Raw genomic sequence first — 23897 nt, forward strand, 5'->3', positions numbered from 1 at the left:
CTGCCCCCGAACGCGCTGCCGGTGGAGCCGTGCTGCCCGGGCGGCCGTCAGAGGTCGCGCAGCATGCAGGTCAGCCGGCAGCTGGTGATCCGCTTGCCGGTGTCGTCGGTGATCGCGATCTCGTAGGTGGCGGCGGTGCGGCCCTTGAACACGGCCGTCGCCACCCCGGTGACCAGCCCCGACGTCGCCGAGCGGTGGTGGGTGGCGTTGAGGTCCACGCCGACCGCGTACCGGCCGGGGCCCGCGTGCAGCATCGCGCCGATCGAGCCCAGCGTCTCGGCCAGCGCCGCCGACGCACCGCCGTGCAGCAGCCCGTACGGCTGCTGGTTGCCCTCCACCGGCATGGTGCCGACGACGCGGTCGGCGGAGGCCTCGACGATCCGGATGCCGAGCTTCTCGCCGAGGTCACCGCCGGAGAAGGTCTCCGCGGTGACGCCGAGCTTGGCGAAGTGGTCCAGCACGTCCTGCGGGACGTTCAGGACGGGGGCGGTGCCGGGGGCCGCATCGGCCATGGGGGAACTCCTGCCGCTCAGGGGGGTCACTGGTCCTGCTGCCTGTGATCGTACGACCGTCCTACTCGGTACGGTCCCCACCCCTGGGGTCCCCACCCCTGCGGGCACGGCCCCTGCGGGCACGGCCCCCGCGGGCACCGGCACCGTGCTCACCGGCACCGCGCCCCTTTTGTCGGTGCCGGGCCATAGGATCGGTGGCCGGTAGTGGAATCGGCAGGAACGGACGTTGACGTGGCTACGCAGAGTACGGACAAGGGCGCGACGGGTGGCGGCGGGGCCGGCCCGCGGCCCCGGCTGATGCTGCTCGACGGGCACTCGATGGCCTACCGGGCCTTCTACGCCCTGCCCGTGGAGAACTTCAACACCTCCACCGGCCAGCCCACCAACGCGGTCTACGGCTTCGCGTCGATGCTCGCCAACACCGTCCGTGACGAGCAGCCCACCCACCTCGCCGTCGCCTTCGACCTCTCCCGGCAGACCTTCCGCTCCGCCGAGTTCCCCGACTACAAGGCCAACCGCGCCAAGACGCCGGACGAGTTCAAGAGCCAGGTCGGCCTGATCGGCGAACTGCTCGACGCCATGAACATCCCGCGGCTGACCGTCGAGGGCTTCGAGGCCGACGACATCATCGCCACCCTGGCCACCGCCGCCGAGGCGGCCGGCTACGACGTCGACATCGTCACCGGCGACCGCGACTCGCTCCAGCTCGTCACCGACCACGTCACCGTCCTCTACCCGACCAAGGGCGTCTCCGAACTCACCCGCTTCACCCCGGAGAAGGTCACCGAGAAGTACGGCGTCACCCCGCGCCAGTACCCGGACCTCGCCGCGCTGCGCGGCGACCCGTCCGACAACCTGCCCGGCATCCCCGGCGTCGGCGAGAAGACCGCCGCCAAGTGGGTCAACCAGTTCGGCTCCTTCGAGGAACTCGTCACCCGCGCCGACGAGGTGAAGGGCAAGATCGGCGAGAAGCTGCGCGACAACCTCGACTCGGTCAAGCGCAACCGGGTGCTCACCGAGCTGGTCCGCGACGTCGAACTCCCGCTCGGCGTCGCCGACCTGGCCCGCACGCCCTTCGACACGGCCGCCGTCGGCACCCTCATGGAGTCGCTGGAGTTCCGCAACGCCAACTTCCGCGACCGCGTCTTCGGCATCGACCCGGCCGCCGGCGAGGCCGCCGCCGAAGCCGAACTCGCCCCCGGCGTCGAGGTCGACGGCGAACTGCTCACCGACCCGGGCACGTTGGCCGCCTGGCTGCGCGAGCACGCCTCCGACGGCAAGACCACGGTCGCCCTCGCCGCCGTCTACCAGTGGGCACTCGGCAGCGGCGAGGTCACCGAAGTGGCCCTGGCCGCAGGCGAGTCCGCCGCCTGGTTCGACCCGGCGCTGCTCACCGAGGAGGACGAGCGGGCCTTCGCCGGCTGGCTCGCCGACCCGGCCGCCCCCAAGGCCCTGCACATCGCCAAGCAGGTCATGCGCGCCTTCGCCGAGCGCGGCTGGACCATCGAGGGCGTCGTCGCCGACACCGCGCTCGCCGCCTACCTGGAGAAGCCCGGCCGCCGCACCTTCACCCTGGAGGTGCTCGCCGAGGAGTACCTGGCCCGCTCGCTCGCCCCAGCCCCCGCCGCCGAGAGCGGCCAACTCGCCTTCGACGCACCGGAGGAGGACCCGACGGCGCACGCGCAGGCGCTGATGCTGCAGGCCCGCGCCGTCCTCGACCTCGCCGCGCACTTCGACACCCGGCTCGCCGAGGTCGGCGCCACCGAGCTGCTGCGCGACATGGAACTGCCCATCGCCGCCCTGCTCGCCCGGATGGAACGCCACGGCATCGCCGCCGACCGCGACTGGCTCACCAGGCTGGAGGCGCAGTTCGCCGCCGAGATCCAGCGCTGCGTCGAGGAGGCGCACGCCGCCGCCGGGCACGAGTTCAACCTCGGCTCGCCCAAGCAGCTCCAGGAGATCCTCTTCGGCGAGCTCGCGCTGCCCAAGACCAAGAAGATCAAGACCGGCTACACGACGGACGCCGACGCCCTCACCTGGCTCGCCACCCAGACCGACAACGAACTGCCGGTCATCCTGCTGCGCCACCGCGACCAGGCCAAGCTGCGCACCACCGTCGAGGGCCTGCTCAAGACCGTCTCGCCCAAGGGCCGGATCCACACCACCTTCAACCAGATGGTCGCCGCCACCGGCCGGCTCTCCTCGCAGGACCCGAACCTGCAGAACATCCCGGTCCGCACCGAGGAGGGCCGCGCCATCCGCCGCGCCTTCGTCGTCGGCGAGGGCTACGAGACGCTGCTCACCGCCGACTACTCGCAGATCGAACTGCGGATCATGGCGCACCTGTCCGAGGACGAGGCGCTGATCGAGGCCTTCGCCACCGGCGAGGACCTGCACACCACCGTCGCCTCCCAGGTCTTCGAGGTCCCCGGCACCGCGGTGGACGCCGAGATGCGGCGCAAGATCAAGGCGATGTCCTACGGCCTGGCGTACGGGCTCTCCGCGTACGGGCTCTCCCAGCAGCTCGGCATCAAGCCGGCCGAGGCGCAGGGCCTGATGGACACCTACTTCGAGCGCTTCGGCGGCGTGCGGGACTACCTGCGCCGGGTCGTCGACGAGGCCCGGGCGACGGGCTACACCGAGACGCTGCTCGGCCGCCGCCGCTACCTGCCCGACCTCAACAGCGACAACCGCCAGCGCCGTGAGATGGCCGAGCGGATGGCCCTCAACGCCCCGATCCAGGGCTCGGCCGCCGACATCGTCAAGATCGCCATGCTCCGGGTGGACGAGGCGCTGCGCGCGGCCGGCCTCACCTCCCGGATGCTGCTCCAGGTGCACGACGAAATCGTCCTGGAGCTGGTCCCGGGCGAGCGCGAGCAGGTCGAGGCGATCGTCCGCGAGCAGATGGCGGGCGCCTACCCGCTGCGCGCCCCGCTGGACGTCTCGGTCGGCGTCGGCGCCGACTGGGAGGCCGCCGCGCACTGACGGCGGCGTGCTGTCCTCGGCGGGCCCGGACGCGTTGCGCGTGCGGGCCCGCCGTCGTCCGCGGCCGTCCTCCGTGGCCGCTTCGGCAGACGAAGGCCCGGTCGGCTGATGCGGAATTGGACCCTCCGATGGGTCAATTTCGTACTACCGTAGGCCCAATGACAACGGGATCCCCTTCGACCGACCAGTCCATCTCCCTCGCCGAGGCGCCGACCTGCCAGGCCCGCAACTCCGCCGCCTTCTGGACCGCGACCGGCCGCAGCCGGGGCCACGAGGTGATCCGGCGCCGCGGATTCCTCGCGGTCGACGGCGACGAACGCGCGGGCCTGCGGGTCCTGATCCAGGAGCCCGACCTCGACCCCGGCGAACTGGCCGAGGTGAACGAACTGGTCCGCGCCGCCACGGGCACGGCCTACGTCGAGGACCCGTTCAGCTCGACCGACCTGAGCCACCTGGGCCTGCGCAACTGGCAGATGCCGATCATGCTGCGCCTGCCCGGCCCCGTCGCGGAACCGGCCCTGGACGTGATCCGGGTGCAGCGGCCCGAGGACCTCCAGGCGGCCGAGCAGGTCGTGATCGAAGGCTTCGACCTGGACGGCTTCCAGCCCCACCGCCCCGGCGAGCTCTTCCCTCCCGCGCTGATCGAACAGCCGGGCGTGGACGTCTTCATCGCCTCGATCGACGGCATGACCGCAGGCGCCGGCGTCAGCGTCCTGGCCGACGGCGTCGGCAGCCACTACTGGATCGGCACCTCCTCGGCGTTCCGCTCGCGCGGCGTGGGCCGGGCCGTCATGCTCGGCTCCCTCGCCCACCTGGCGGACCTGCCGGCCACCCTCACCGCCTCGAAGCTCGGCAGGCCGCTCTACGAGTCGCTGGGGTACACGGTTGCCTCCCCCTCGACCTGGTGGGCCTCCTCCTGAACGACGGCGCCACGCCGGAACCGGCCGGCCCGCTCCACCGTCGGGCCCGCGGGCGGGTCAGACCGGCAGGTCCCAGCCCGGGCCGTCCTCGCTGCCGAGCCAGACCCGCTGCGCCGCCGTCGAGACCGTGATGCCGAAGGCATCCTGGTGCGGCTCGCCCGCGCCCTGCCACGTCTCGACGGCGGCCTCCACCTGGTCCCACAGGCGGAGCGGGCCGCGCTGGACGACGGTCCAACCGCCTTCGGGGCGAGGCGTGGTGCGGGCCTGGGAGCCGGTGGCCACGTCGGAGAGGATCTGCTGCCCGCCGGCGCCCATGCGCTCGGCGGAGGGCGACGCGAGCTGGGCGATCCAGCTTCCGGTCCACGTGTCGAGCTTCGCGGGGTCGATCCGGCTCGGGCGTTCCGCTCCGGGCAGCAGGGCCAGCGTCGGGCGGGGCGGGCGGTCGTGGGGCCGGGCGATCATGAAGCTGGTGTAGCCGGGCAGGAACCGGCCCGTGGCCTCGCCGGGGCCGGTCACGTCGAGCAGGGCGAGGGCGTTGGCGTAGCCCCACCCGGACAAGGTGACCAGGATCCGGCCGCCGGGCTTCACCTGGCGGAGCCAGGCCATCGGAAGGTACCGGACCGAGCAGGTCGCGATCAGCCGGTCGAAGGTACCGCCGTCCGGGTCTCCGCCGAGGCCGTCGCCGGTGAGCAGGCGCGGGGCGTAGCCGACGGCCCGGAGTGCAGCGGCGGCGCGTTCGGCGACCTGGGGGTCGTACTCGATGCTGGTGAGGTTCGCGTCGCCGAGGCGGTGCGCGCCGAGGGCGGTCGAGTAGCCGGTTCCGGTGCCGACTTCGAGGACCTGGTGACCGGGATCGGCGCCGAGCTGCTGCCACATGCGCAGCACGAGCGAGGGCAGCGTGGAGGACGAGGAGGGCGCCCCGGTGACCGGGTGCTCTCCGGCGTCCTCCGGCCTTGCGCGGCCGTCGAGTTGGGTGATGAGGGTCTGGTCGGCGTAGATCCCCTCCAGCCACCCGGGGTCACCGTGGCGCACGGCCCGGTAGCTGGTCGGGTTGCTGCCCTCGATCGGAACGAAGTAGCTGCCGACGAACACTTCGCGCGGCACGGTGGTGGCGGCCTCGGCCCACGCGGGTTCGGTGAGCGTGCCGTTGCCGGTGAGCTGGTCGACCAGCGCGGCTCGGAGGATGTCGGAGGTGGTCACTCGGGGTGGCCCCTTTCCAGTTGGTCGGCAATCGCGTGTGCGATGCCGTTCGTGATCTCGGCCGGCTGCCATGCCCACTGCCCGTTCGGGTTGCACTCCAGGAAGTGCCACGTGCCATCTGTGGTCACGGCGAAGTCGAATGCGCCGAAGGTCAGTTGAAAGGTAGCGAGATAGCGGGTGGCGGCGTCGGCGACCGACGTGGGCACTTCGATCGGCTGAACGTGCATCAGGTCCTGCCGGTGTCGCCAGTCGAGATCGGGGCTGTCGATGCGGGTGCCGAACAGTCGGTCCCCGACTGCGGTCAGCCGGGCGTCGAACACCTTGGGGACCTTGGCCTGGAACATGTGCGGACATGCCGCTACGGCCTCGGTGATCTCGCCGCTGCGGACTGCGCGGACCCAGACGGCTTGAGCCCGCCCGTCGACCGAGTATGGAGTGTTCCACACGGGCTTGTAGACAGTTCCACCGGCTTGCTGGTCGGCGAACTCCCATGCTTCCCGCGCCTCGTTGGTGATCAGGGTGTGGGGCACGTGGAATCCGCAGCGTTGTGCGGCGGCGAGCTGGGCCGGCTTGTACTCCGCCGCCCGGTTGTGCCAGGGGTGGTTCACGTAGCGCGCCCCAGGAAGTGAGGCCAGGATGCCGCCCGCGCCCCAGAATTCCTGCGAGGCGGCGAATCGGCGGTCCTGGCCGTCAAGGTCAGGCGGCCCCTCGTAGGACGAGGGCCTGCGGACCCAGACGGATCGAACAGCCGAAAGGTCCAGTTCGCGGCTCGACGTGCGGAGGGTGCCCCGCTGGCTGCCCGTGCGGTACGCGGCGGTCAGCGAGGCACCCGTGTGCAGGTCGGTGCCGGGATCGAGACGGACCACCGGAACCCGGCGCTCGGCGAGCACCCGCAGGACCGCATCCGCTGTCACGTCAGAGGGATTGGTCAGTACCAGCACCGACCTGCTTCGGCCGTCCATCAGCCCGAGCTCTGGTCCTGGTCATAGGACTCGGTGACGTCGCTGTCGGTGGCACCGCCCGGCGCGGCCCCGTCACCGGGGGTCGTCTGGGTGGGGGTGACACCGCTGGTGCTGGTGCCGTGGCTGCCCAGCTCGACCGTTCGGCCGTTCTCGTCCACGATGACGGCGATCTGCGTCTCGGGGTCGATGATCGGCGTGAACGCCGGGAGCGTGGCGGTGGCCGTGTAGGGCCCCATCCTGCTGGTGCCCCACGGCGCGGGCGTCTGCGTCATGCATCCTCCTTGGGTCGATGGTTCGGATCACTTCGACAACCCGTTCCAGCTGGGACGGGAGCTTGGGTGGTGCGCAGGAAGTCGGCGGGGTCGACTTCCTGCGCTTACGGGCTGGCCGTTTGGGTGGCGTGGGTGCGGCAGCGGTGGAGGGCGTGTTTGAGGCGGGTGTCGGGGTTGGGGTGGTGGTGAGGAGTTCGCCGGCCTGGATGAGGGTGGTCCAGTAGAGGGTGGGGTTGCCGGTGCGGGGGATGGGGTGGGCGGCGGTGAGGGAGAGGTAGGCGGTGGTGAGGTTGCCGGTGGTGAACCAGCGGTGGAGGCCGTGCTGGTGGCCGGGGCGGATGCCGCCCATGGCGTCGACGGCGGTGAGGAAGAGGTCGATGACGGCGAGTTCGGTGGGGGTGAGGGGTTTGGGGATGTCGAAGACGCCGAGGGCTTCGAGGAGTTCGCCGGTGTCGGCTTCGGAGTTCGGGCGGGGGTTGGCGAGCAGGGCGTCGTGGCAGTCGTTCAGGCGGCGGGTGGTTTCGGTGGCGGGGATGCCGAGGGCGGTGCAGACGGCGCGGGCGGAGCGCAGGGGTGCGTGGGTGCGGCGGGCGAGGGTGGCGTAGGCCTGGGCGGGGGTGGCGCCGGTGTCGAACAGGTGCCGGGCGGTGAGGGCGAGTCGCATGGGTGCGGGTCCTGTTCAGGCGGCGGCGATGGTGGGGGTGGGCGCGATGAGGGCCCAGACGTACTTGCCGATGCCGCCCGCGCGGGGGCAGCAACCCCAGTGCGCGGAGAGCTCGTTGACGAGGAAGAGCCCGCGTCCGTGCTCGTCGTCGGGGGTGACGGTGCGCAGGGACGGGCGGCCGCTGCCCGCGTCGTGGACTTCGAGGCGCAGAAGCCCGTTGGTGACGGCGAAGCGGATCTCGATGTGGCGGTCGTCGGGCGCGTCGCAGTACTGGACGGCGTTGGCGAACAGCTCGCCGAGGAGCAGTTCGGCGGTGTCGGCGTAGCGGTCGCCGGCGGGGAGCGCCGAGAGGTACGCCCGGAGCAAGTGCCGCGCGACGGGCGTGGATTCGATGCAGGAGTCGAGCCGCGCGGCGAACGTACGGGGGCGGCAACAGACTTTGAGCATGGCGAATTTCCTCAGGGGCGGAAAGGGATGGTCGGAATGCCGCGACTGGCCTGCGCGGTACGTCAGGGGTTGAGGTGGCAGCCCTCGCCGACTGGGGACGCGGCGTGGGCTGCCACAAGGGCCACCCGGTCTTTGGCCTGGCGGAACGCGGGTGGCTGTCAGCGGTGTGAGTTACTCGGACTTCGGCTTGTCGCCGTTGTGGTCACCGGACCCGCTGTTGGTGCCGTTCTTCTCGTCCATGTCATGCACTCCTTTCGGTTCGCCTCGGCGGATGCGGAGGTAACTGGCGAGCTCGTGAGCTGGCCGCAGGAACGGCCGGCGGCATAGCCCAATGAGTGCCACACAGCACAATGTGACGGATGGTAGTTCGATCGTCACGCCGGATGGCCGATCACCAGTTGACCGCTGCCGCAAGATCGATGGCGGGTGAGGGGCGGACTTTTCGACGGACTTTTTTGTGAAGCGAGGTCTGCGCGGGTAGCGGTCGGCGAGTTACCGTCTGCAATGTGGAGACACAATTCACGCGCCTGTGCGCTGAGTTCGGCTGGAGTGGCCCTGCGCGATTCAGGCAGGTGTACGCGGCAACTGCACGCAAGCTGGGCGAGAACGAGGAGGTGAGTGATCGCCAGTTCCACCGCTGGCGGCAGCCTTTGCCGCCGTGCCCGCAGCCGGGACGCCAGCGCGTTCTCGAAGGCATGCTAGGCATCCCGCTGGAGCAGGCTGGCTTCACCGTCCCAGACCACCGCAGATCAGGAATCCCACCGACACCACGAGCGGAGTTGGAAGACGTGAACCGCCGATCGTTCCTCGCTTTGGCCGGTGGTGCTGCTGTTTCCGCTGCCGTCCCCACACCTCGAATCGGCACCGAGACGGTCATGGATCTGAGAGCCGGTCTCGCTTCCCTCTACGGCCTGGACGATCGGTTCGGCGGTGCCACTGTCGGTCCGCTGGCACAGGCCCATCTGGCCCGTGCCGAGCGGCTTATCGCCACGAGCAGCTACCCCAGCACGATCGGCAGGCAGCTTCGGTTGATTGCCGGGGAGACAGCGGAGCACGTTGCGTGGCTGGCCTTTGATGCCGGTGACAACGACCGCGCCCGGACGTACTGGCATCATGCCCTGGTGCGTGCGGAAGAGTTGCAGGATGACTCGCTCGCCGTGGTTGTGCTGGCCTCAATGGCACTGATGAACCTTCGCGAACGTGAGCCGGCGCAAGCCCTTGAACTCACTCGTCGTGCTCAGGATAGAGCCCAGGCGTGGGCTCCCCCCTCGCTGGTCTCGATCCTGATGACGAGGGAGGCGCGAGCGCTGGCGATGCTCGGTGACCACGTCAACGCGCGCTCGACCCTCGCGCGGGCTACTCGTAGCTACGAGCAGGAGCGGGGAGCGCGGCCGGTACCCGACTGGGCCGTCTTCCATGGGCCTGCGGAACTCGCGCTTGCACAGGCGTCCTTGTTCACCGAAGCCGGGCATCACAAAGCAGCTGTTGAATGGCTGAGGCGATCGCTCGGGAGTCAGGAGTCCAGCTACGCGCGGAATGAGGCGCTTGTGCGCTTCAACCTGGCCGGGGCTCTCGCACAGGCGGGGGAGGCGGAGGAAGCCGCTCATGAAATCGCGTCGGGGGCCGTGCTGCTGACCGAGGTCTCGTCGGGCCGGGCGCGGACATCGATGCAGGAGGCGCACTCCCATCTTCAGGCCCTGAACCCCGCTCTCGCCGCCGCCAGCACTGCCCACTTGATTGCGTAGAAGGAGCACCGTGGAGAAGCCCGTCTTCGAGACTGTGACTGACGCCGAGAGCGCTGCCCGGTTGCTGGACGAGATTGCCCCGCTCTACGAGCAGGTGTTTGCGGAGCCGCCCTACTTCGAGGGCCCGCGCGACCTGGCCGACTTCCTGGAGGGCTACGACAGGTTCCGGACGGTGCCTGGCTTCCGGCTGGTTCTCGCGCGATCCGGCGGCCTGGTGGGATTCGCGTTCGGGGTGCTCCTCCAGTCGGACAGCCGTTGGTGGGACAGTCTCGGCTTGGATTCCGAATTCGTGCGGGAGGACGGGCGTCGTACGTTCGTGATTCGGGAGATCGCGGTCGCCCCCGGGTATCGCCGTCGTGGGCTCGGACGAGACCTGCATGCGGCCGTGCTCGAAGACATCGAGGCTGATCGGATCACCCTGGCGGTTCGACCGGAGGCCGAGGCAGCTGTGAAGCTGTACGAGGCCTTGGGCTACCGGAACGTGGGCGACATGACGCCGTCCTGGGACGGTGCCCCGGTGTACCGGTGCATGGTCCGAGATCTCCGATAAGTGAGCAGCCCGAGACCCCACGACCCACAGACGGGTAGCGGGGTCTTCTCTTGCTGCTTCCGGTCGTCGGTGCGCTTCGTGGGCTCGGCCGTGGTCGGGTCTTCGGGCCAGGGGTGGAGGGTAGCGGCCCCTCAGGTCTGCGCGGACGGCGTGGTAGCCGTTCTGCCAGAAGCCTTCCAGATCGCCGGTGATGGCGGCGGGGCGGCCGGCGGGGGAGTGTCCGGGCTCATGACGGTCGCCCGTAGGAATGTCTGGCGACCCCGGCAGCGGAGGTGGTGGATCATGCCCAGGCGCGACTGCGAGGATGACCCCAACGCCCCCGAGGCGAACTCGCTGGTCCCGGCCGCGTCCGTGGTCGTGGTCGACGAGGCGGGCCGTGTGCTCCTCCAGCGCCGCACCGACAACGGGATGTGGGCCCTGCCCGGCGGCAAGATGGACATCGGTGAAGCGCTCGCCGGTTGCGGCATCCGCGAGACGCGCGAGGAGACCGGCATCGATGTCGAGATCACCGGGATCGTCGGCACCTACACCGATCCCCGCCACGTCTTCGCGTACGACGACGGTGAGGTCCGCCAGGAGTTCTCCATCTGCCTCCTCGGGCGCCCGCTCGGCGGGGAACTGCGGGTGTCCGACGAGTCCCACGAGGTGGCCTGGTTCACCCCGGCCGAAACGGACGGGCTGCCGATGCTGCCGAGTATCCGCAGGCGGCTGGCGGACTGGCGCTCCGGGGCGATCCCCGTGGTCCGCTAGGCAGCTCCACGTGTCGTCAAATACGGCTGGGACTCCCGGAGTTCGCCCTGGGTGGAGTACGGTTCGAATGGGAACCGCCAGGGGAGGCGATGATGAAGCGGCCGGGGTACGCAATAGCGGTGGTGCTCGACATCGTGCTGCTGGTCGGGCTGGTGCAGGGGTGGCTGCCTACCAGCTCCGAGGGGTTCCGCGAGTTCCTGATCATCTTCACCACCATGATCTTGGCACTCGTCCTCTTCTCCGCGATCCGGCCGGATCGACGCGACTGACCTATTTCCGGGTGTTGGTGCGGCGGGTGGGCTCGGCGGTGGTCGGGTCTTCGGGCCAGGGGTGGCGGGGGTAGCGGCCCCTGAGATCCGCTCGGACGGCTCGGTAGCCGTCGCGCCAGAAGCTCTCCAGATCACCGGTGACGGCGGCGGGGCGGCCGGCGGGGGAGAGCAGGTGGATGGTCAGCGGGATGCGGCCTCCGGCGAGGGTTGGGGTGCTGGTCCAGCCGAAGAGTTCTTGCAACTTGACGGCCAGGACTGGGCGTTCGGTGGTGTAGTCGATGCGGATCTTGGAGCCGGACGGCACCGTGATGCGTTCGGGGGCCAACTCGTCCAGGCGGCCTGCCTCGCCGCTCGCCCAGGGGAGGAGACGCTGGAGGGCCGATGTGGTGTCGATCCTCGCGAGGTCGGTGCGGCGGCGGGCGCGGGAGAGTTCGGGTTCCAGCCATTCGTCGGCGTGGGCGAGCAGCGCCTCGTCCGAGACGTCGGGCCACGGGGCGCCGATGGCGGTGTGGAGGAAGGCGAGGCGTTCACGCAGGTTGGACGGGAACGTGAGCAGGGTGCTGATGCCCTCGCGGGTGAGGCCGTCCAGGAGGGCGGCTCGGACGAGGGGCCGGTCGGGGCGGTCCAACGGGGATGAGGACAGCTCGATGGCGCCCAGGGACTCCACCTGACGGGAGACGACCTCGCCGCGGCGGGTGTCCCAGTGGACCTCCTCGCGGGCGGTGAGCAGCGAGGCACCGGCGAGCAGGGCGGTGGGCTCGTCCAGCGCCGCGGCGTGCAGGATGCGGGCGGAGTGGGAGCCTGCCGGGCGGTCGGCGACGGCTACGGCGAGCCAGGGCAGTGCGCCGAGCCGGGTGCCGGGGGCAAGTTCGGCAGCGGTCCCCGAGGCCATCAGGTACGGGCTGCGCTCGCCAGGGGCGGGCTTCTCCACCCGGGCGCGGGCGATGCGTTCGGGGAAGGCGAGGGCGACGACGAGGCCGGCGGCGGCCCTATCGGGGAGGTCGGTGGCGGGTTCGTCGGAGGTGGCGCGGAGCAGGCGGCGGACTTCCTCGCGCCAGCGCGACGCGTACGGGTCGCTGGAGGAGCGGACCGTACGCCAGACCGCGCCGAGGTCGTCGCCCAGCGCCCGCGGCGGTTCCTCGGAGAGTAGGGCGACTAGTTCGGCGGCTCTGCGGGCGCCGACGGCGGGGGCGCCGTCGACGAGGGCGCGGGCGAGGCGCGGGTGCAGCCCCGTACGGGCGAGGCGGATGCCGCGCGGCGTGGCGCGGCCGTCGGGGTCGACGGCGCCGAGGGCCTGCAGGGTCTGCCGGGCGGCGGCCATCGCCCCGGAGGGCGGGGCGTCGGGCAGGGCGAGGCCGGTGGCGTCCGGGTCGCCCCAGCAGGAAGCCTGGAGGGCGAACGACGTGAGGTCGGCGAGGGCGATCTCGGGCGTCGGGAAGCGCGCGGCGCGGGCGTCCTCGGCTTCGTGCCAGCAGCGGTAGACGGTGCCGGGTGCCTCGCGCCCTGCACGCCCTGCGCGCTGGCGGGCGGCGGCGAGGGAGGCGCGGACGGTGACCAGGGCGGCGAGGCCCCGGGCGTGGTCGGTGCGGGGTTCGCGGGCGAGGCCGGCGTCGACCACGATGCGTACGCCCGGAACGGTGAGCGAGGACTCGGCGACGGCGGTGGCGAGGACGACGCGGCGGCCCTCAGCAGGTGTGAGGGCGGCGTCCTGGACGGGCTGCGGGGCGCGGCCGTGGAGTTGCAGGACGTCGGCCGGAGCGCCGCTCAACTGCCCTGCCACGCGCGCGATTTCGCCGACGCCCGGCAGGAAGCAGAGCACGTCCCCCTCCCGCTCGCCCAGCGCCCGCCGTACGACGGCGGCGACGTGGTCGAGCAGCGCCGGGTCGACCCGGGTGCCGTGCGCGGGCCGGACGGCGCGGGGCGGTGGCGCCCAGACCACGTCCACCGGGTGGGAGACCCCGTGCGCCTCCACCACCGGTGCGCCGCCGAGGAGTTCGGCCCAGGCTTCGGTGTCGGAGGTGGCCGAGGCGCAGACCAGCCGCAGTTCGGGCCGCAGCGTCGACCGGACGTCGAGGAGGAAGGCGAGCGCGGTGTCGGCGTCCAGGTGCCGTTCGTGGCACTCGTCCAGGACGACCACGTCCACGCCCGGCAGTTCCTGGTCGCGCTGGAGGCGTTGCAGCAGCACGCCGGTGGTGACCACCTCGACCACGGTCTCCGGCCCGACGCGCCGGTCCCCGCGCACGGTGTACCCGACCTCGCGGCCCACGGCGGAGCCGAGCAGCCAGGCCATCCGCCGGGCGGCGGCCCGGACGGCGAGCCGGCGCGGTTCGGCGACCAGCACCCGGCGGACCGGCCCCTCGGCGGTGAGCAGCCCGGCCAGGGCGAGCGGCACCAGCGTCGTCTTTCCGGTGCCGGGCGGCGCGGCGAGGACGGCGGTGCCGTGCCCGGCCAGCGCTTCGTGCAGGGCGGGCAGGGCGGTGCGGACGGGCAGCTCGCGCCACGCAGGGTTCACGAACGCTCCGCGACGAAGATCGCGGTGCCGGGGATCAGCCGTCCGCGCAGCGGGGACCAGCCGCCCCACTCCTGCTCCAGGCCGGCCGGCCATTCGGGTTCGACCAGGTCGAGCAGCCGGAAGCCGGCGGCGACGAGTTCGCGGACCCGGTCGCCGAGGGTGCGGTGGTGCTCGACGTAGGTGGCGTTGCCCTGTTCGTCCTGCTCGACGTACGGGGTGCGGTCGAAGTAGGAGGACATCGCGGTCAGGCCCTCGACGCCGGGCTCGTCGGGGAAGGCCCAGCGGATCGGGTGGGTCACCGAGAACACCCAGCGCCCGCCGGGGCGCAGCACCCGGTGCACCTCGCGCATCAGGGCGACGGTGTCGGCGCTGAACGGGACGGCGCCGTAGGCGGAGCAGGCGAGGTCGAAGGAGGCGTCGGCGAAGGGCAGCACCGCGGCGTCGGCCTGGACGACCGGGACGGGGGTGGTGCCGCGGCCGAGGTCGATCCGGCGGGAGTGCTGGAGCTGGCGGAAGGAGATGTCCAGGGCGACGGGGCGGGCGCCGCGGCCGGCCAGCCAGCGCGAGCACTGGGCGGCGCCGGCGCCGATCTCCAGGACGTCCTTGCCGGCGACCTCGCCGAGCAGTCGGGCGTCGGCCTCGTCCAGGCCCTCGGGGCACCAGGTGAAGCGGTCGTCGCCGAGGAACTCGCCGTGCTCGTCCTGGTATTCGTCGGCGTTGCGGTCCCACCAGTGCCGGCTGGCGCGGCTGCTCTCCCCGGTGCCGGCGTCGCGTCGTACCGCGTCGTCGCCGTCGCCGTCGTCACCGGCTTCTACAAGATCACGGCCGTCGGGGTCAAGATCGTGCACGTCGGACTGGGGGGTGGTGGCCACGGTGATAATGCCCATCGCGTAGGGTGTGGGTGCGGAAGCGCCGCTGCCGCGAACCGGCCCGTCGAAGGGTCCGGATCCTGGCGGTGGCATCCGGGGAAGGGCCCCTTCGGGCGCCACCGCGAGGTGCGCAATCGGAGGATATGGCCTGATCCGTACCGGGCTCCACCGTCTTGCCTCTTCTGGCGTTGACCGTGCCTGGCCGTCCCCGTATGCTACAAGTTGCGCTGCGGGCCTGCGCGCCTCGGACGGAGCAGGTCGCGCTCGCATCTGTCGAAGACCCCACGGTCGCAAGACGGACGCCGATTTTCTCGCTGTGCGGGAACCGTCGGTGTGCCGTGTTCTTGGCTGTCCGGCTTTCGGTGGGAGCGATACGGGCCCTCCGCGTGGCATTACCTACGACTTTCATGTCCGTACCGGAGCCCTTTTCCTAATGACGAGCCCCACCGACTCCTCCCTCAGCACCACCCCGCAGGTCGCGGTCAACGACATCGGCGACGCGGAGGCCTTCCTCGCCGCCATCGACGAGACCATCAAGTACTTCAACGATGGCGACATCGTCGAGGGCGTCATCGTGAAGGTCGACCGTGACGAGGTCCTCCTCGACATCGGTTACAAGACCGAGGGCGTCATCCCGTCCCGCGAGCTCTCGATCAAGCACGACGTTGACCCGCACGAGGTCGTCGCCGTCGGTGACAACATCGAGGCCCTGGTTCTCCAGAAGGAGGACAAGGAGGGTCGTCTCATCCTGTCCAAGAAGCGCGCTCAGTACGAGCGTGCCTGGGGCACGATCGAGAAGATCAAGGAAGAGGACGGCATCGTCACCGGTACCGTCATCGAGGTCGTCAAGGGTGGTCTCATCCTCGACATCGGCCTCCGTGGCTTCCTCCCGGCCTCGCTCGTCGAGATGCGCCGCGTCCGCGACCTCCAGCCCTACGTGGGCAAGGAGCTCGAAGCCAAGATCATCGAGCTGGACAAGAACCGCAACAACGTGGTCCTGTCCCGCCGTGCCTGGCTGGAGCAGACCCAGAGCGAGGTCCGCCAGACCTTCCTCACCACCCTCCAGAAGGGCCAGGTGCGCTCCGGCGTCGTCTCCTCGATCGTCAACTTCGGTGCCTTCGTGGACCTGGGTGGCGTCGACGGCCTGGTGCACGTCTCCGAGCTGTCCTGGAAGCACATCGACCACCCGTCCGAGGTCGTCGAGGTCGGCCAGGAGGTCACCGTCGAGGTTCTCGACGTGGACATGGACCGCGAGCGCGTCTCCCTGTCGCTGAAGGCGACCCAGGAGGACCCGTGGCAGCAGTTCGCCCGTACCCACCAGATCGGCCAGGTCGTTCCGGGTAAGGTCACCAAGCTGGTTCCGTTCGGTGCGTTCGTCCGCGTGGACGAGGGCATCGAGGGTCTGGTCCACATCTCCGAGCTGGCCGAGCGCCACGTCGAGATCCCGGAGCAGGTCGTCCAGGTCGGCGACGAGATCTTCGTCAAGGTCATCGACATCGACCTGGAGCGTCGCCGCATCAGCCTGTCGCTGAAGCAGGCCAACGAGGCCCTGGGTGCCAACCCGGCCGAGGTCGAGTTCGACCCGACCCTGTACGGCATGGCCGCCTCGTACGACGACCAGGGCAACTACATCTACCCGGAGGGCTTCGACCCCGAGGCGAACGACTGGCTGCCCGGCTTCGAGAAGCAGCGCGAGGAGTGGGAGCGCCAGTACGCCGAGGCGCAGGCCCGCTTCGAGCAGCACCAGGCCCAGGTCATCAAGAGCCGCGAGGCCGACGCCCAGGCCGCCGAGGAGGGTGGCGACGCCGTCGCCGCTGCCGCCGGTGGTTCCTACTCGTCCAGCAGCGACGAGGGCTCGGGCGCCCTGGCCTCCGACGAGGCCCTGGCCGCCCTGCGCGAGAAGCTGGCCGGCGGCCAGAGCTGAGGCTCTCGCTTCCCGCTAGCCGATAGCTAGACGGTGGGCCCCACCCGGAATTTCCGGGTGGGGCCCATTTCGTTTTCCGCTTTGACTTATGTGTGGTTTATGTGAAGGAAAGTGTGAGATGAGGCTCATTGTCCTTCTATAGGCCGGAGTTCGGGTTGCACCTACATTGAGTGGAGCTGCCCGAAAGGCTCCTTCATGCGCAAACCCTCCTCCGCCGTTCCCGCCGCCGTGGTCGGCGGCCGGCTCGCGGCCCTCGGCCGGTTCTGCTTCCGGCACCGCCGCTGGGTGCTCGGCTTCTGGGCCGCCGTCCTGGTCGTCGGCGTCCTGATCGGCGGCCGGGTCTTCGCGGGCTCGGTGGCCGGGGCCTCCTCCGCCAGCGCCGAGGCCGACCGGGGCAGCGCGGTGGTCGCCGCGGCCGACCCGTCGGCGGGCACCGTCACCGCGGTGGTGGACGAGAAGGCGGTGGACGGACAGCAGGCGGACGGAAAGCCGGCGGACGGAAAGCCGGTGGGCGGGAAGCCGGGCGACGGAAAGCCGGCGGCCGGGAAGCCGGGCGACGGGAAGCCGGTGGACGACCCGGCCGTCAGGGCCGCCGTCCAGAAGGCCACCGCGGAGATCGCGGGCCTGCCCGGGGTCTCCTCCGCCCTCGACGGGTACGGCTCCGGCCCGGCCTCGGCCGCGCTGCGCTCCGCCGACGGGACGGCGAGCCTGGTCACCGTACGGATGGCCGACACCGCCACCTCCGGCCAGACCGACGCCGTCACCCAGCGGCTGGCCGCGCTGAACGGAGCGGGCGGCGCCCACGTCACCGTCGGCGGTGACCTGGTGCTGCAGCAGGAGGTCAAGAAGCAGACCGAGCAGGACACCCGCTTCGGCGAGATGGTGACGCTGCCGCTCACCCTGGTCGTCATGGTGCTGGTGTTCGGCGGGCTCGCGGCGGCCTCGCTGCCGGTGATCGGCGCCGTCGCCTCGGTGGGCGGGGCACTGCTGGCCATGTTCGGATTCAGCCGGATCATGGACATCGACACCAGCGTGCTGCCGATCGCCACCGTCCTGGGGCTCGGACTCTCGATCGACTACGCGCTGCTCATGGTGAACCGTTTCCGCGAGGAGCGCGGCCACGGCGCGGACATCGCCGCCGCCGTCGAACGGACCGCCGCGACCGCCGGGCGCACCGTGGCCTTCTCCGGACTGACCGTCGCCGTCGCCCTGTCCGGCCTGTTCGTCTTCACCAGCCCGGTACTGGGAGCGGTCGCAGCCGCCGGGGTGAGCGTGGTGGTGATCGCCGTCGCCGCCGCGCTGACCCTGATCCCCGCGCTGCTCGGCTTCGCCGGCTCGCGGATCAAGGCGCCCACCGCGCCGGTACCCGACGAGGGCTTCTTCAGCCGCACCGTCCGCCGGGTCCGCAAGCGGGCGGTGCTCGTCGCGCTCGCCTGCGTCGCCGTGCTGATGGCGGCCGGGGCACCCTTCCTGCACGCCGACATGCGCAACTCCGGCGCCGCCGTGCTGCCCACCTCCTCGGCCGGGCGGCAGGTCGCCGACACCATCGACCAGCGCTTCCCGGACGTCGCGGCCGCGCCGATCACGGTGGTGGTCGAGGGCGGTGCCTCGGTGGCGCAGGCGTACGCGGACGACGTGGTCGCCAAGCTGCCCGGAGTGAGCGGGGTGCGGGCGGTGAGCCCGGTGAGCGCCGGCGTCTCGACGATCGACGTCCTGGTGCACGGGGACCCGCAGGGCGGGCAGGCCAAGCACGTGGTCGAGGAGCTGCGGGCCGACCGCGGCGGGCTGAAGACCTACGTCACCGGTGGCGCGGCCTCGGTGGTGGACTTCCGGCAGGAGCTGCTGTCGCGCGGGCCGTGGGCGCTGGGCCTGGTCGCGGCCGGGACGCTGGTGCTGCTGTTCCTGATGACCGGCTCGGTGGTGATGCCGGTCAAGGCGCTGCTGATGAACCTGCTCTCGCTGGGCGCCTCGCTCGGCGCGCTGACCCTGGTGTTCCAGGACGGGTGGTTCAGCGGGCTGCTCGGCTTCAGCCCGACCGGCGGGCTGGAGACCTTCATCCCGGTGCTGGTCTTCGCCTTCGCCTTCGGGCTGTCGATGGACTACGAGGTGTTCCTGCTCGCCCGGATCAAGGAGCTGCACTCGCGTGGGTACAGCTGTACCAGGGCGGTGGAGCTGGGCGTCCAGCGCAGCGGTCGGATCATCACCTCGGCGGCGCTGCTGATGGTGATCGTCTTCGCCGGGTTCGCGCTCGGGGACATGCTCATGGTCAAGCAGATGGGCATCGCCCTGGCCGTCGCCGTCGCGGTGGACGCCACCCTGGTGCGGTGCCTGCTGGTGCCGGCGGCGATGAGCCTGTTCGGCGAGTTCAACTGGTGGGCGCCCGCGCCGCTCAAGCGGCTGCACCGGCGCTTCGGGCTGAGCGAGCACGTCGAGCTGCCGGAGATCGGGCAGGCGGCGGCGTCGCTACCCTCCTCGGCGGCGATCCCGGCGCAGCGGCCGGCGGTGAAGGACCTGGTCGGGTCGGAGACCTAGCCGGTTGCCGCGGCGCTCTCCGCCGCGGCGCTCGCCGCCGCGGGGTGGCGGAGCAGGGCGAGGCGGCTGGCGGTGCGGTCCAGGTCGCGCTGGATCGGGGAGCCGGGGGCCAGGCCGGTCATCGGGTCGGTGCCGATCAGGACCAGGCGGACGTCACGGTCGCAGCAGACGTCCACCAGGTTGGCGAAGCGCTGGCGGGCGTCCCTGGTGGCGGCGACCAGCGCGGGGACGTCGGCCAGGACGAGGGTGGGGAAGCGCTCGGCGAGCGCGAGGTAGTCGGGGACGGCGGTGCGGCCCTCGCACAGCTCCTCGAAGCCGAACCAGACCAGGTCGTCGCGGACGGCGCGGGCGGGCAGGTCGCGGTGGTGGACGGCCACTGGGGCGGCCTCCCCGGGGCCGGGCGGGGTCAGACCGGCCGCCGCCTCCTGGCCGGGGCGCAGCAGGGCGCCGGTGGCGAAGCGCTGGGACACCTCCTGGCGGCGGGGCTCGCGGCGGAAGTCGACCGGGCCGGAGACGTCGAGGACGTCCATCCGTTCCTCGATGAGCGCGATCGTCGGCTCGAAGAGGTGGTGGTACAGCGGGTCGGGCATCAGGCCGGTGGGCGGGTAGTTGGACGTGGTGACCAGGGTGATCCGGCGTTCCAGCAGGGTGCGGAAGAGGCGGGCGACGAGCATCGCGTCGCCGGCGTCGTGGGCGTGGAACTCGTCGAAGACCAGGATCCGGCAGCCGTCGAGCAGCTCGTCCACGGCGCGGTCGACGGCTGCGCCCTGGTGCTTGTCGCCGGTGTCCTGCTGGGCAGCGGAGGGCTGGGCGACGGATTCGTGCAGCCGGCGGAAGAAGTCGTGGAAGTGCAGGCGGCGCTTGTGCGGGGTGGCCAGGCCGTCGAGGAAGGTGTCGACCAGCCAGCTCTTGCCGCGGCCGACCGGGCCCCAGAGGTAGAGGTGGCGCGGCGGGCGGCGCAACCGCCAGGCGGAGCGGGCCAGTTCGCCCGCGAGCCGGCCGAGCCGGTCGACCGCCGCGTGCTGGGCCTGGCTGAGGGTGAACCCGCGCTGCTGGGCGGCGTGGTGGAAGTGCCCGCGCATGGCCCGGTCCTGCTGCTCCGCCCTGTCCGTCACGTCGTCGGACCCTAGCAGGAGGTCAGGGGCGTGCCCCGGGTGGGGAGTTCGCAGGTCAGCGCAGGCGTGCAGGGAGTTCGCAGGCTGCAGGTCAGCGCAGGCGGTCGAGGAGGCCGACGACGGTGCGCAGCTGCTGCCGCTCCTCGGTGGACAGGCGGGCCTCGATGGCGGTGGCGATGTGGTGTTCGCGGCGGGCGCGCTGGTCGAGCAGGGCGGTGTGGCCGGCCTCGGTGACGGCGATGAGCTGCTTGCGGCCGTCGGTGGGGTGGGGCTGTTGGGCGACCAGGCCGGCCTCGGTCATCAGGGCGACGGTGCGGGCCATCGACTGGTGGCGGACGCGCCGGAGGTCGGCGAGTTCGGCGACGGTGTAGGAGCGCTCGTCGCGGACCAGCAGGCCGAGCACGGCGGCCTGGTTCGGCGGCAGGTCGTCGCTGTCGCGCAGGGCGCGGACCAGGCTGCCGAGGGCGGCGCGCAGGTCGGCGGCGAGTTCCAGGGTGTCCGGGTGCGGGGCTTCGCTGGGCATGGGAGCAGTCTATCCGGAATATCTACAGCATTGCTGTACAGCAATGCTGTAGAGTTTCCGGCATGCGAATCACCAAGTTCGGACACGCCTGCGTACGCATCGAGCACGGCGACACCACCGTCGTCGTCGACCCCGGGGCCTTCACCGACCCCGCCGCTCTGACCGGGGCGGACGCCGTCCTGATCACCCACGAGCACATGGACCACTTCGAGGAGTCCCGGCTGCGCGCCGCGCTGGAGGCCGACCCGGCGCTGCGGGTGTGGACCAACAGCGCCGTCGCCGCCCAGCTGGACGGCGTGGCGCAGCGGGTCTCGGCGGTCGGCGAGGGCGACGCCTTCGAGCTCGGCGGGCCCGGCGGGCTGGCGGTGTCGGTGCACGGCGAGTGGCACGCGGAGATCCACGCGGACATCCCGCTCGTCAAGAACATCGGCTTCCTCTTCGACGGCCGCCTCTTCCACCCCGGCGACGCGTTCACCGTGCCGCCGCACGCCGTCGACACCCTGCTGCTGCCGCTCGCGGCGCCGTGGAGCAAGGCCGGCGAGGTGGTCGACTACGTCCGGGAGGCGGGCCCGCGAGTGGCGGTGCCGGTCCACGAGGCGACGCTCAGCCCGATCGGGCACATGGTGGCCACCCGGCTGCTCGGGCCGGACGGGCCGGGCACCGGCGCAGGGCTGACCGTGCTGGGGGAGGGCGAGAGCCTGGAGGTGGGCTGACGGGGCCCGGGTGTCGGGGCCCGGGTGCCGGGGGCGGGGCGGGGCGGCGGGGGCGGGGCCGGGGCTGACGCCCGCGGGGCCGCGCCGGTAGCCTGACGCCATGCTGAAGATCGGACTGACGGGTGGCATCGGCGCGGGCAAGAGCGAGGTGTCCCGGCTGTTCGCCGCGCACGGCGCGGTGATCGTGGACTCCGACGTGATCGCCCGCGAGGTGGTCGCCCCCGGCACGGCCGGTCTGGCCGCCGTCGTCGCCGAGTTCGGCCCGCAGGTGCTGCGGGAGGACGGCACGCTGGACCGGCCCGCCCTCGGGGCGATCGTGTTCGCCGACCCGGAGCGGCTGAAGGCGCTGAACGCCATCGTCCACCCGCTGGTGCGGGACCGTTCCGCCGAACTGGAGGCGGCCGCCGCGCCGGACGCGGTCGTGGTGCACGACGTGCCGCTGCTGGCCGAGAACGGGCTGGCGCCGCTGTTCGACCTGATCGTGGTGGTCGACGCGGCCGACGAGGTGCGGGTCGACCGGCTGGTACGGCTGCGCGGGATGGCCGAGGAGGAGGCCCGGGCCCGGATGGCCGCGCAGGCCTCGCGGGCGGACCGGCTGGCGATCGCCGACCTGGTGATCGACAACGGCGGGGAGTTGGCCGAGCTGTCGGCCCGGGTGGACGAGGTCTGGGCGGAGCTGGCGGCGCGGGCGGCGCGGGCCTCGGCCTGAGGGGGACTTGGGTCTGACGGGGGGCTTGGCCTGACGCGGGCTCGGGCCTGACCGGACCTGGGGCCGGTCCTACGCGGCGCCGCCCAGCGGTAGGCGGGCGTGGACGGCGAAGCCGCCCTCGGGGGTCGGTCCGGCGTACAGGGTGCCGCAGGAGAGGCATGGTTCCGCACCGGGGTGTGGCCGGGATGACCTTCGGACCGAGTGGCCGGGAAGGGGCTGTCGGGAGGCCTGGGGTGCGGGGGAGCATGGCGGGATGGATGATCGTTTCTCGCCCGCGCCGCCGCACCAGGCCGAGCCGCCGCAGCTGCCCGCGCCGCCGCACCTGGCCGAGCCGCCGTACCTGGCCGGGCGGCCGGCCGTTGAGCGGCTGGCGCAGTACACCCGCGCCGAGCAGGAGGAGGTCCTGGGCCCCGGGGACGACCCGTACGGGGTCGCGTACACCGGGCTGACCTTCCTGCCCAAGGAGATCCACTTCGGCATCCGGGCCGCCGGCGGCCGGCTCGTCGCCCACACCGGGCTGCTGCCGCTGCCGCTCACCGCGGGCGGCACCGACCTGACGGTGATGGGCGTCGGCGGAGTCTGCGTCGCCCCCGACCGGCGCGGCGGCGGCCTCGCGCAGGCCGTGGTCGGGGCCGCTCTCGACCACGCCCGTGCGCTCGGCCACCGGCACGCGCTGCTGTTCTGCCGTCCGCCGCTGGCCGCGTTCTACCGGGGGCTCGGCTTCCGGGAGGTGGCGGAGGAGGTGACGGTGGAGCAGCCGCAGGGCCGGCTGGCGGTGATGCCGCTGCGCACCATGTGGACGGCGCTGGCGGCGGGAGCCGGGTGGCCGGAGGGGCCGGTGCGGCTGCGGTCGCTGCCGATGTGAGGGCGGGGCCCGCCCCAGGTCAGGCGATCGGCGCGTAGGCGTCCGGGTCGGTGGCGGCGCCGGTGCCGGTGTCGGTGCCGGTGTCGGTGGGTCCGTACGAGGCCGGTCCGTACGAGGTGGGGTTGACGGTCGGTCCGTTCGCGTCCGCGTGGGCCGTGGCGGCGGTGGCGAAGGCGCGGATCATGGCGTGCGCCCGGGTGCCGTCGCCGGAGAGCTCGGGCTGGAACAGCGAGGCGAGGAAGAAGGGGTGGTCCTGCTCGGACAGCTCCAGGATCCGTACGTCGCCCGAGCCGTCCGCGCCGCTGAACCGCAGGCCGTGCGCGCGCAGCCGGTCCAGGTAGGCGGTGTTCAGGCCGTACGCGCAGTGGTAGCGCTCCAGGGTGTGGGTGGTGCCGAGGACGCGCTCGGCAAGGGTGCCCGGGGTGACCGTGACGGCGCCCTCGTGGCCGACCAGCGAGCAGCTCAGCGGGGCGATCACCTGGTGCTCCCGGTCGGGGTGCTCCTCGCCGTGGACGGCGTCGGCCAGCCCGCAGACGTTGTGGGCGTACTCCAGCACCGCGTGCTGGAACCCGGCGCAGGTGCCGAGGAAGGGGATGCGGCCCTCGCGGGCGGTCCGGACGGCGGCGAGGGCGCCCGCCTCGCTGCGGTACGGGCTGCCGGGGAGCAGCCAGACCGCGTCGAAGCCGTCCAGGGCGCCCGGTGCCCCGGCGTCCCCGGTCGGGATCCAGTAGGCGTCCAGGACGAGCCGGTCGTGCTCGGCGAGGGCGTCGAGCAGCCCGGGGATGCGGGCGTGCGAGCGGACGGCCGGGGAGCGGTCGCCGACCAGGGCGATCCGCGGGGTCAGGTAGGTCATGCGGCT

21 protein-coding genes and 1 pseudogene are annotated in these 23897 nt (G+C 72.0%); 11 read left to right on the top strand and 11 right to left on the bottom strand.

Annotated elements, in window-relative coordinates:
- Window positions 1–47: 47 nt before the first annotated feature.
- Window positions 48–512, bottom strand: a complete 465-nt coding sequence (locus CRP52_RS24510; RefSeq protein WP_097238360.1) for a PaaI family thioesterase — start codon at window positions 510–512, stop codon at window positions 48–50.
- A gap of 297 nt (window positions 513–809) precedes the next feature.
- Between CRP52_RS24510 and polA the strand changes: the two genes are divergently transcribed.
- Window positions 810–3497: a DNA polymerase I gene (gene polA, locus CRP52_RS24515; protein WP_179853076.1), complete on the top strand. Its 2688-nt coding sequence runs from the start codon at window positions 810–812 to the stop codon at window positions 3495–3497.
- Between the two features lie 158 nt (window positions 3498–3655).
- On the top strand, window positions 3656–4417 hold the full coding sequence (locus tag CRP52_RS24520) for a GNAT family N-acetyltransferase (protein WP_097238362.1): 762 nt from the start codon (window positions 3656–3658) through the stop codon (window positions 4415–4417).
- A 57-nt stretch (window positions 4418–4474) separates the two neighbouring features.
- Here CRP52_RS24520 and tgmC read toward each other — a convergent pair whose 3' ends face one another.
- The 4 genes from tgmC to CRP52_RS24545 form a co-directional block, all read right to left on the bottom strand.
- A complete protein-coding gene (tgmC, locus tag CRP52_RS24525; protein ID WP_097238363.1) occupies window positions 4475–5617 on the bottom strand; it encodes an ATP-grasp peptide maturase system methyltransferase in 1143 nt (380 codons plus the stop codon).
- Window positions 5614–6579: an ATP-grasp ribosomal peptide maturase gene (gene tgmB, locus CRP52_RS24530; RefSeq protein ID WP_097238364.1), complete on the bottom strand. Its 966-nt coding sequence runs from the start codon at window positions 6577–6579 to the stop codon at window positions 5614–5616. Before tgmB ends, tgmC begins: the two co-directional genes overlap by 4 nt.
- Entirely contained in the window at window positions 6579–6851 is a 273-nt protein-coding gene (tgmA, locus tag CRP52_RS24535) for a putative ATP-grasp-modified RiPP (RefSeq protein WP_097238365.1), read from the bottom strand. Before tgmA ends, tgmB begins: the two co-directional genes overlap by 1 nt.
- A gap of 679 nt (window positions 6852–7530) precedes the next feature.
- Window positions 7531–7962, bottom strand: coding sequence for an ATP-binding protein (locus tag CRP52_RS24545; RefSeq protein WP_097238367.1), 432 nt, complete (start codon window positions 7960–7962; stop codon window positions 7531–7533).
- Window positions 7963–8468: 506 nt separating this feature from the next.
- Here CRP52_RS24545 and CRP52_RS24550 point away from each other — a divergent pair.
- Window positions 8469–9707 carry a hypothetical protein gene (locus CRP52_RS24550; RefSeq protein ID WP_143685819.1) on the top strand — a complete coding sequence of 413 codons (1239 nt, stop codon included), beginning with the start codon at window positions 8469–8471 and terminating at the stop codon, window positions 9705–9707.
- A 10-nt stretch (window positions 9708–9717) separates the two neighbouring features.
- Window positions 9718–10257, top strand: coding sequence for a GNAT family N-acetyltransferase (locus tag CRP52_RS24555; protein ID WP_257032832.1), 540 nt, complete (start codon window positions 9718–9720; stop codon window positions 10255–10257).
- A 59-nt stretch (window positions 10258–10316) separates the two neighbouring features.
- Here the strand turns inward: CRP52_RS24555 and CRP52_RS40865 are convergent.
- A pseudogene (locus CRP52_RS40865) lies at window positions 10317–10473 on the bottom strand (ATP-dependent helicase C-terminal domain-containing protein); the annotation flags it as partial.
- A 66-nt stretch (window positions 10474–10539) separates the two neighbouring features.
- Here CRP52_RS40865 and CRP52_RS24565 point away from each other — a divergent pair.
- Entirely contained in the window at window positions 10540–11007 is a 468-nt protein-coding gene (locus CRP52_RS24565; RefSeq protein WP_097238369.1) for an NUDIX domain-containing protein, read from the top strand.
- 119 nt (window positions 11008–11126) lie between these two features.
- Complete coding sequence (locus CRP52_RS38455) at window positions 11127–11276, top strand: hypothetical protein (RefSeq protein WP_179852909.1); 150 nt, start codon at window positions 11127–11129, stop codon at window positions 11274–11276.
- Between the two features lies 1 nt (window position 11277).
- On the opposite strand, the gene hrpB is transcribed toward CRP52_RS38455, so the two are convergent.
- Window positions 11278–13788, bottom strand: coding sequence for an ATP-dependent helicase HrpB (hrpB, locus tag CRP52_RS24575; RefSeq protein ID WP_373560519.1), 2511 nt, complete (start codon window positions 13786–13788; stop codon window positions 11278–11280).
- Window positions 13785–14675: a class I SAM-dependent methyltransferase gene (locus tag CRP52_RS24580; RefSeq protein WP_097238372.1), complete on the bottom strand. Its 891-nt coding sequence runs from the start codon at window positions 14673–14675 to the stop codon at window positions 13785–13787. Before CRP52_RS24580 ends, hrpB begins: the two co-directional genes overlap by 4 nt.
- A 415-nt stretch (window positions 14676–15090) precedes the next feature.
- Here CRP52_RS24580 and rpsA point away from each other — a divergent pair, with 415 nt between their 5' ends.
- Both rpsA and CRP52_RS24590 read left to right on the top strand, forming a co-directional pair.
- Window positions 15091–16581 (top strand): 30S ribosomal protein S1, encoded by a 1491-nt coding sequence (gene rpsA, locus CRP52_RS24585; RefSeq protein WP_030061640.1) that lies wholly within the window; start codon window positions 15091–15093, stop codon window positions 16579–16581.
- A gap of 195 nt (window positions 16582–16776) precedes the next feature.
- Window positions 16777–19113 (top strand): MMPL family transporter, encoded by a 2337-nt coding sequence (locus tag CRP52_RS24590; protein ID WP_097238373.1) that lies wholly within the window; start codon window positions 16777–16779, stop codon window positions 19111–19113.
- Here CRP52_RS24590 and zapE read toward each other — a convergent pair.
- Together zapE and CRP52_RS24600 are read right to left on the bottom strand one after the other, a co-directional pair.
- On the bottom strand, window positions 19110–20228 hold the full coding sequence (gene zapE, locus CRP52_RS24595) for a cell division protein ZapE (RefSeq protein ID WP_257032833.1): 1119 nt from the start codon (window positions 20226–20228) through the stop codon (window positions 19110–19112). The genes CRP52_RS24590 and zapE overlap by 4 nt on opposite strands.
- A 91-nt stretch (window positions 20229–20319) precedes the next feature.
- Entirely contained in the window at window positions 20320–20751 is a 432-nt protein-coding gene (locus tag CRP52_RS24600; RefSeq protein WP_097238375.1) for a MarR family winged helix-turn-helix transcriptional regulator, read from the bottom strand.
- A 62-nt stretch (window positions 20752–20813) separates the two neighbouring features.
- Here CRP52_RS24600 and CRP52_RS24605 point away from each other — a divergent pair, with 62 nt between their 5' ends.
- From CRP52_RS24605 to CRP52_RS24615, 3 genes are all read left to right on the top strand, one after another.
- Window positions 20814–21464, top strand: coding sequence for an MBL fold metallo-hydrolase (locus CRP52_RS24605; RefSeq protein WP_097238376.1), 651 nt, complete (start codon window positions 20814–20816; stop codon window positions 21462–21464).
- Between the two features lie 100 nt (window positions 21465–21564).
- The gene (gene coaE, locus CRP52_RS24610) at window positions 21565–22173 is read left to right on the top strand and encodes a dephospho-CoA kinase (RefSeq protein ID WP_097238377.1); all 609 of its coding nucleotides are present in this window, start codon (window positions 21565–21567) and stop codon (window positions 22171–22173) included.
- A 253-nt stretch (window positions 22174–22426) separates the two neighbouring features.
- Window positions 22427–23038, top strand: coding sequence for a GNAT family N-acetyltransferase (locus CRP52_RS24615; protein WP_097238378.1), 612 nt, complete (start codon window positions 22427–22429; stop codon window positions 23036–23038).
- A 19-nt stretch (window positions 23039–23057) separates the two neighbouring features.
- Here the strand turns inward: CRP52_RS24615 and CRP52_RS24620 are convergent, their stop codons facing one another.
- The gene (locus tag CRP52_RS24620; RefSeq protein ID WP_097238379.1) at window positions 23058–23891 is read right to left on the bottom strand and encodes a CTP synthase C-terminal region-related (seleno)protein; all 834 of its coding nucleotides are present in this window, start codon (window positions 23889–23891) and stop codon (window positions 23058–23060) included.
- Window positions 23892–23897 lie beyond the last annotated feature (6 nt).

This window comes from Streptomyces sp. 1331.2, assembly GCF_900199205.1.
Classification (GTDB): Bacteria; Actinomycetota; Actinomycetes; order Streptomycetales; family Streptomycetaceae; genus Kitasatospora.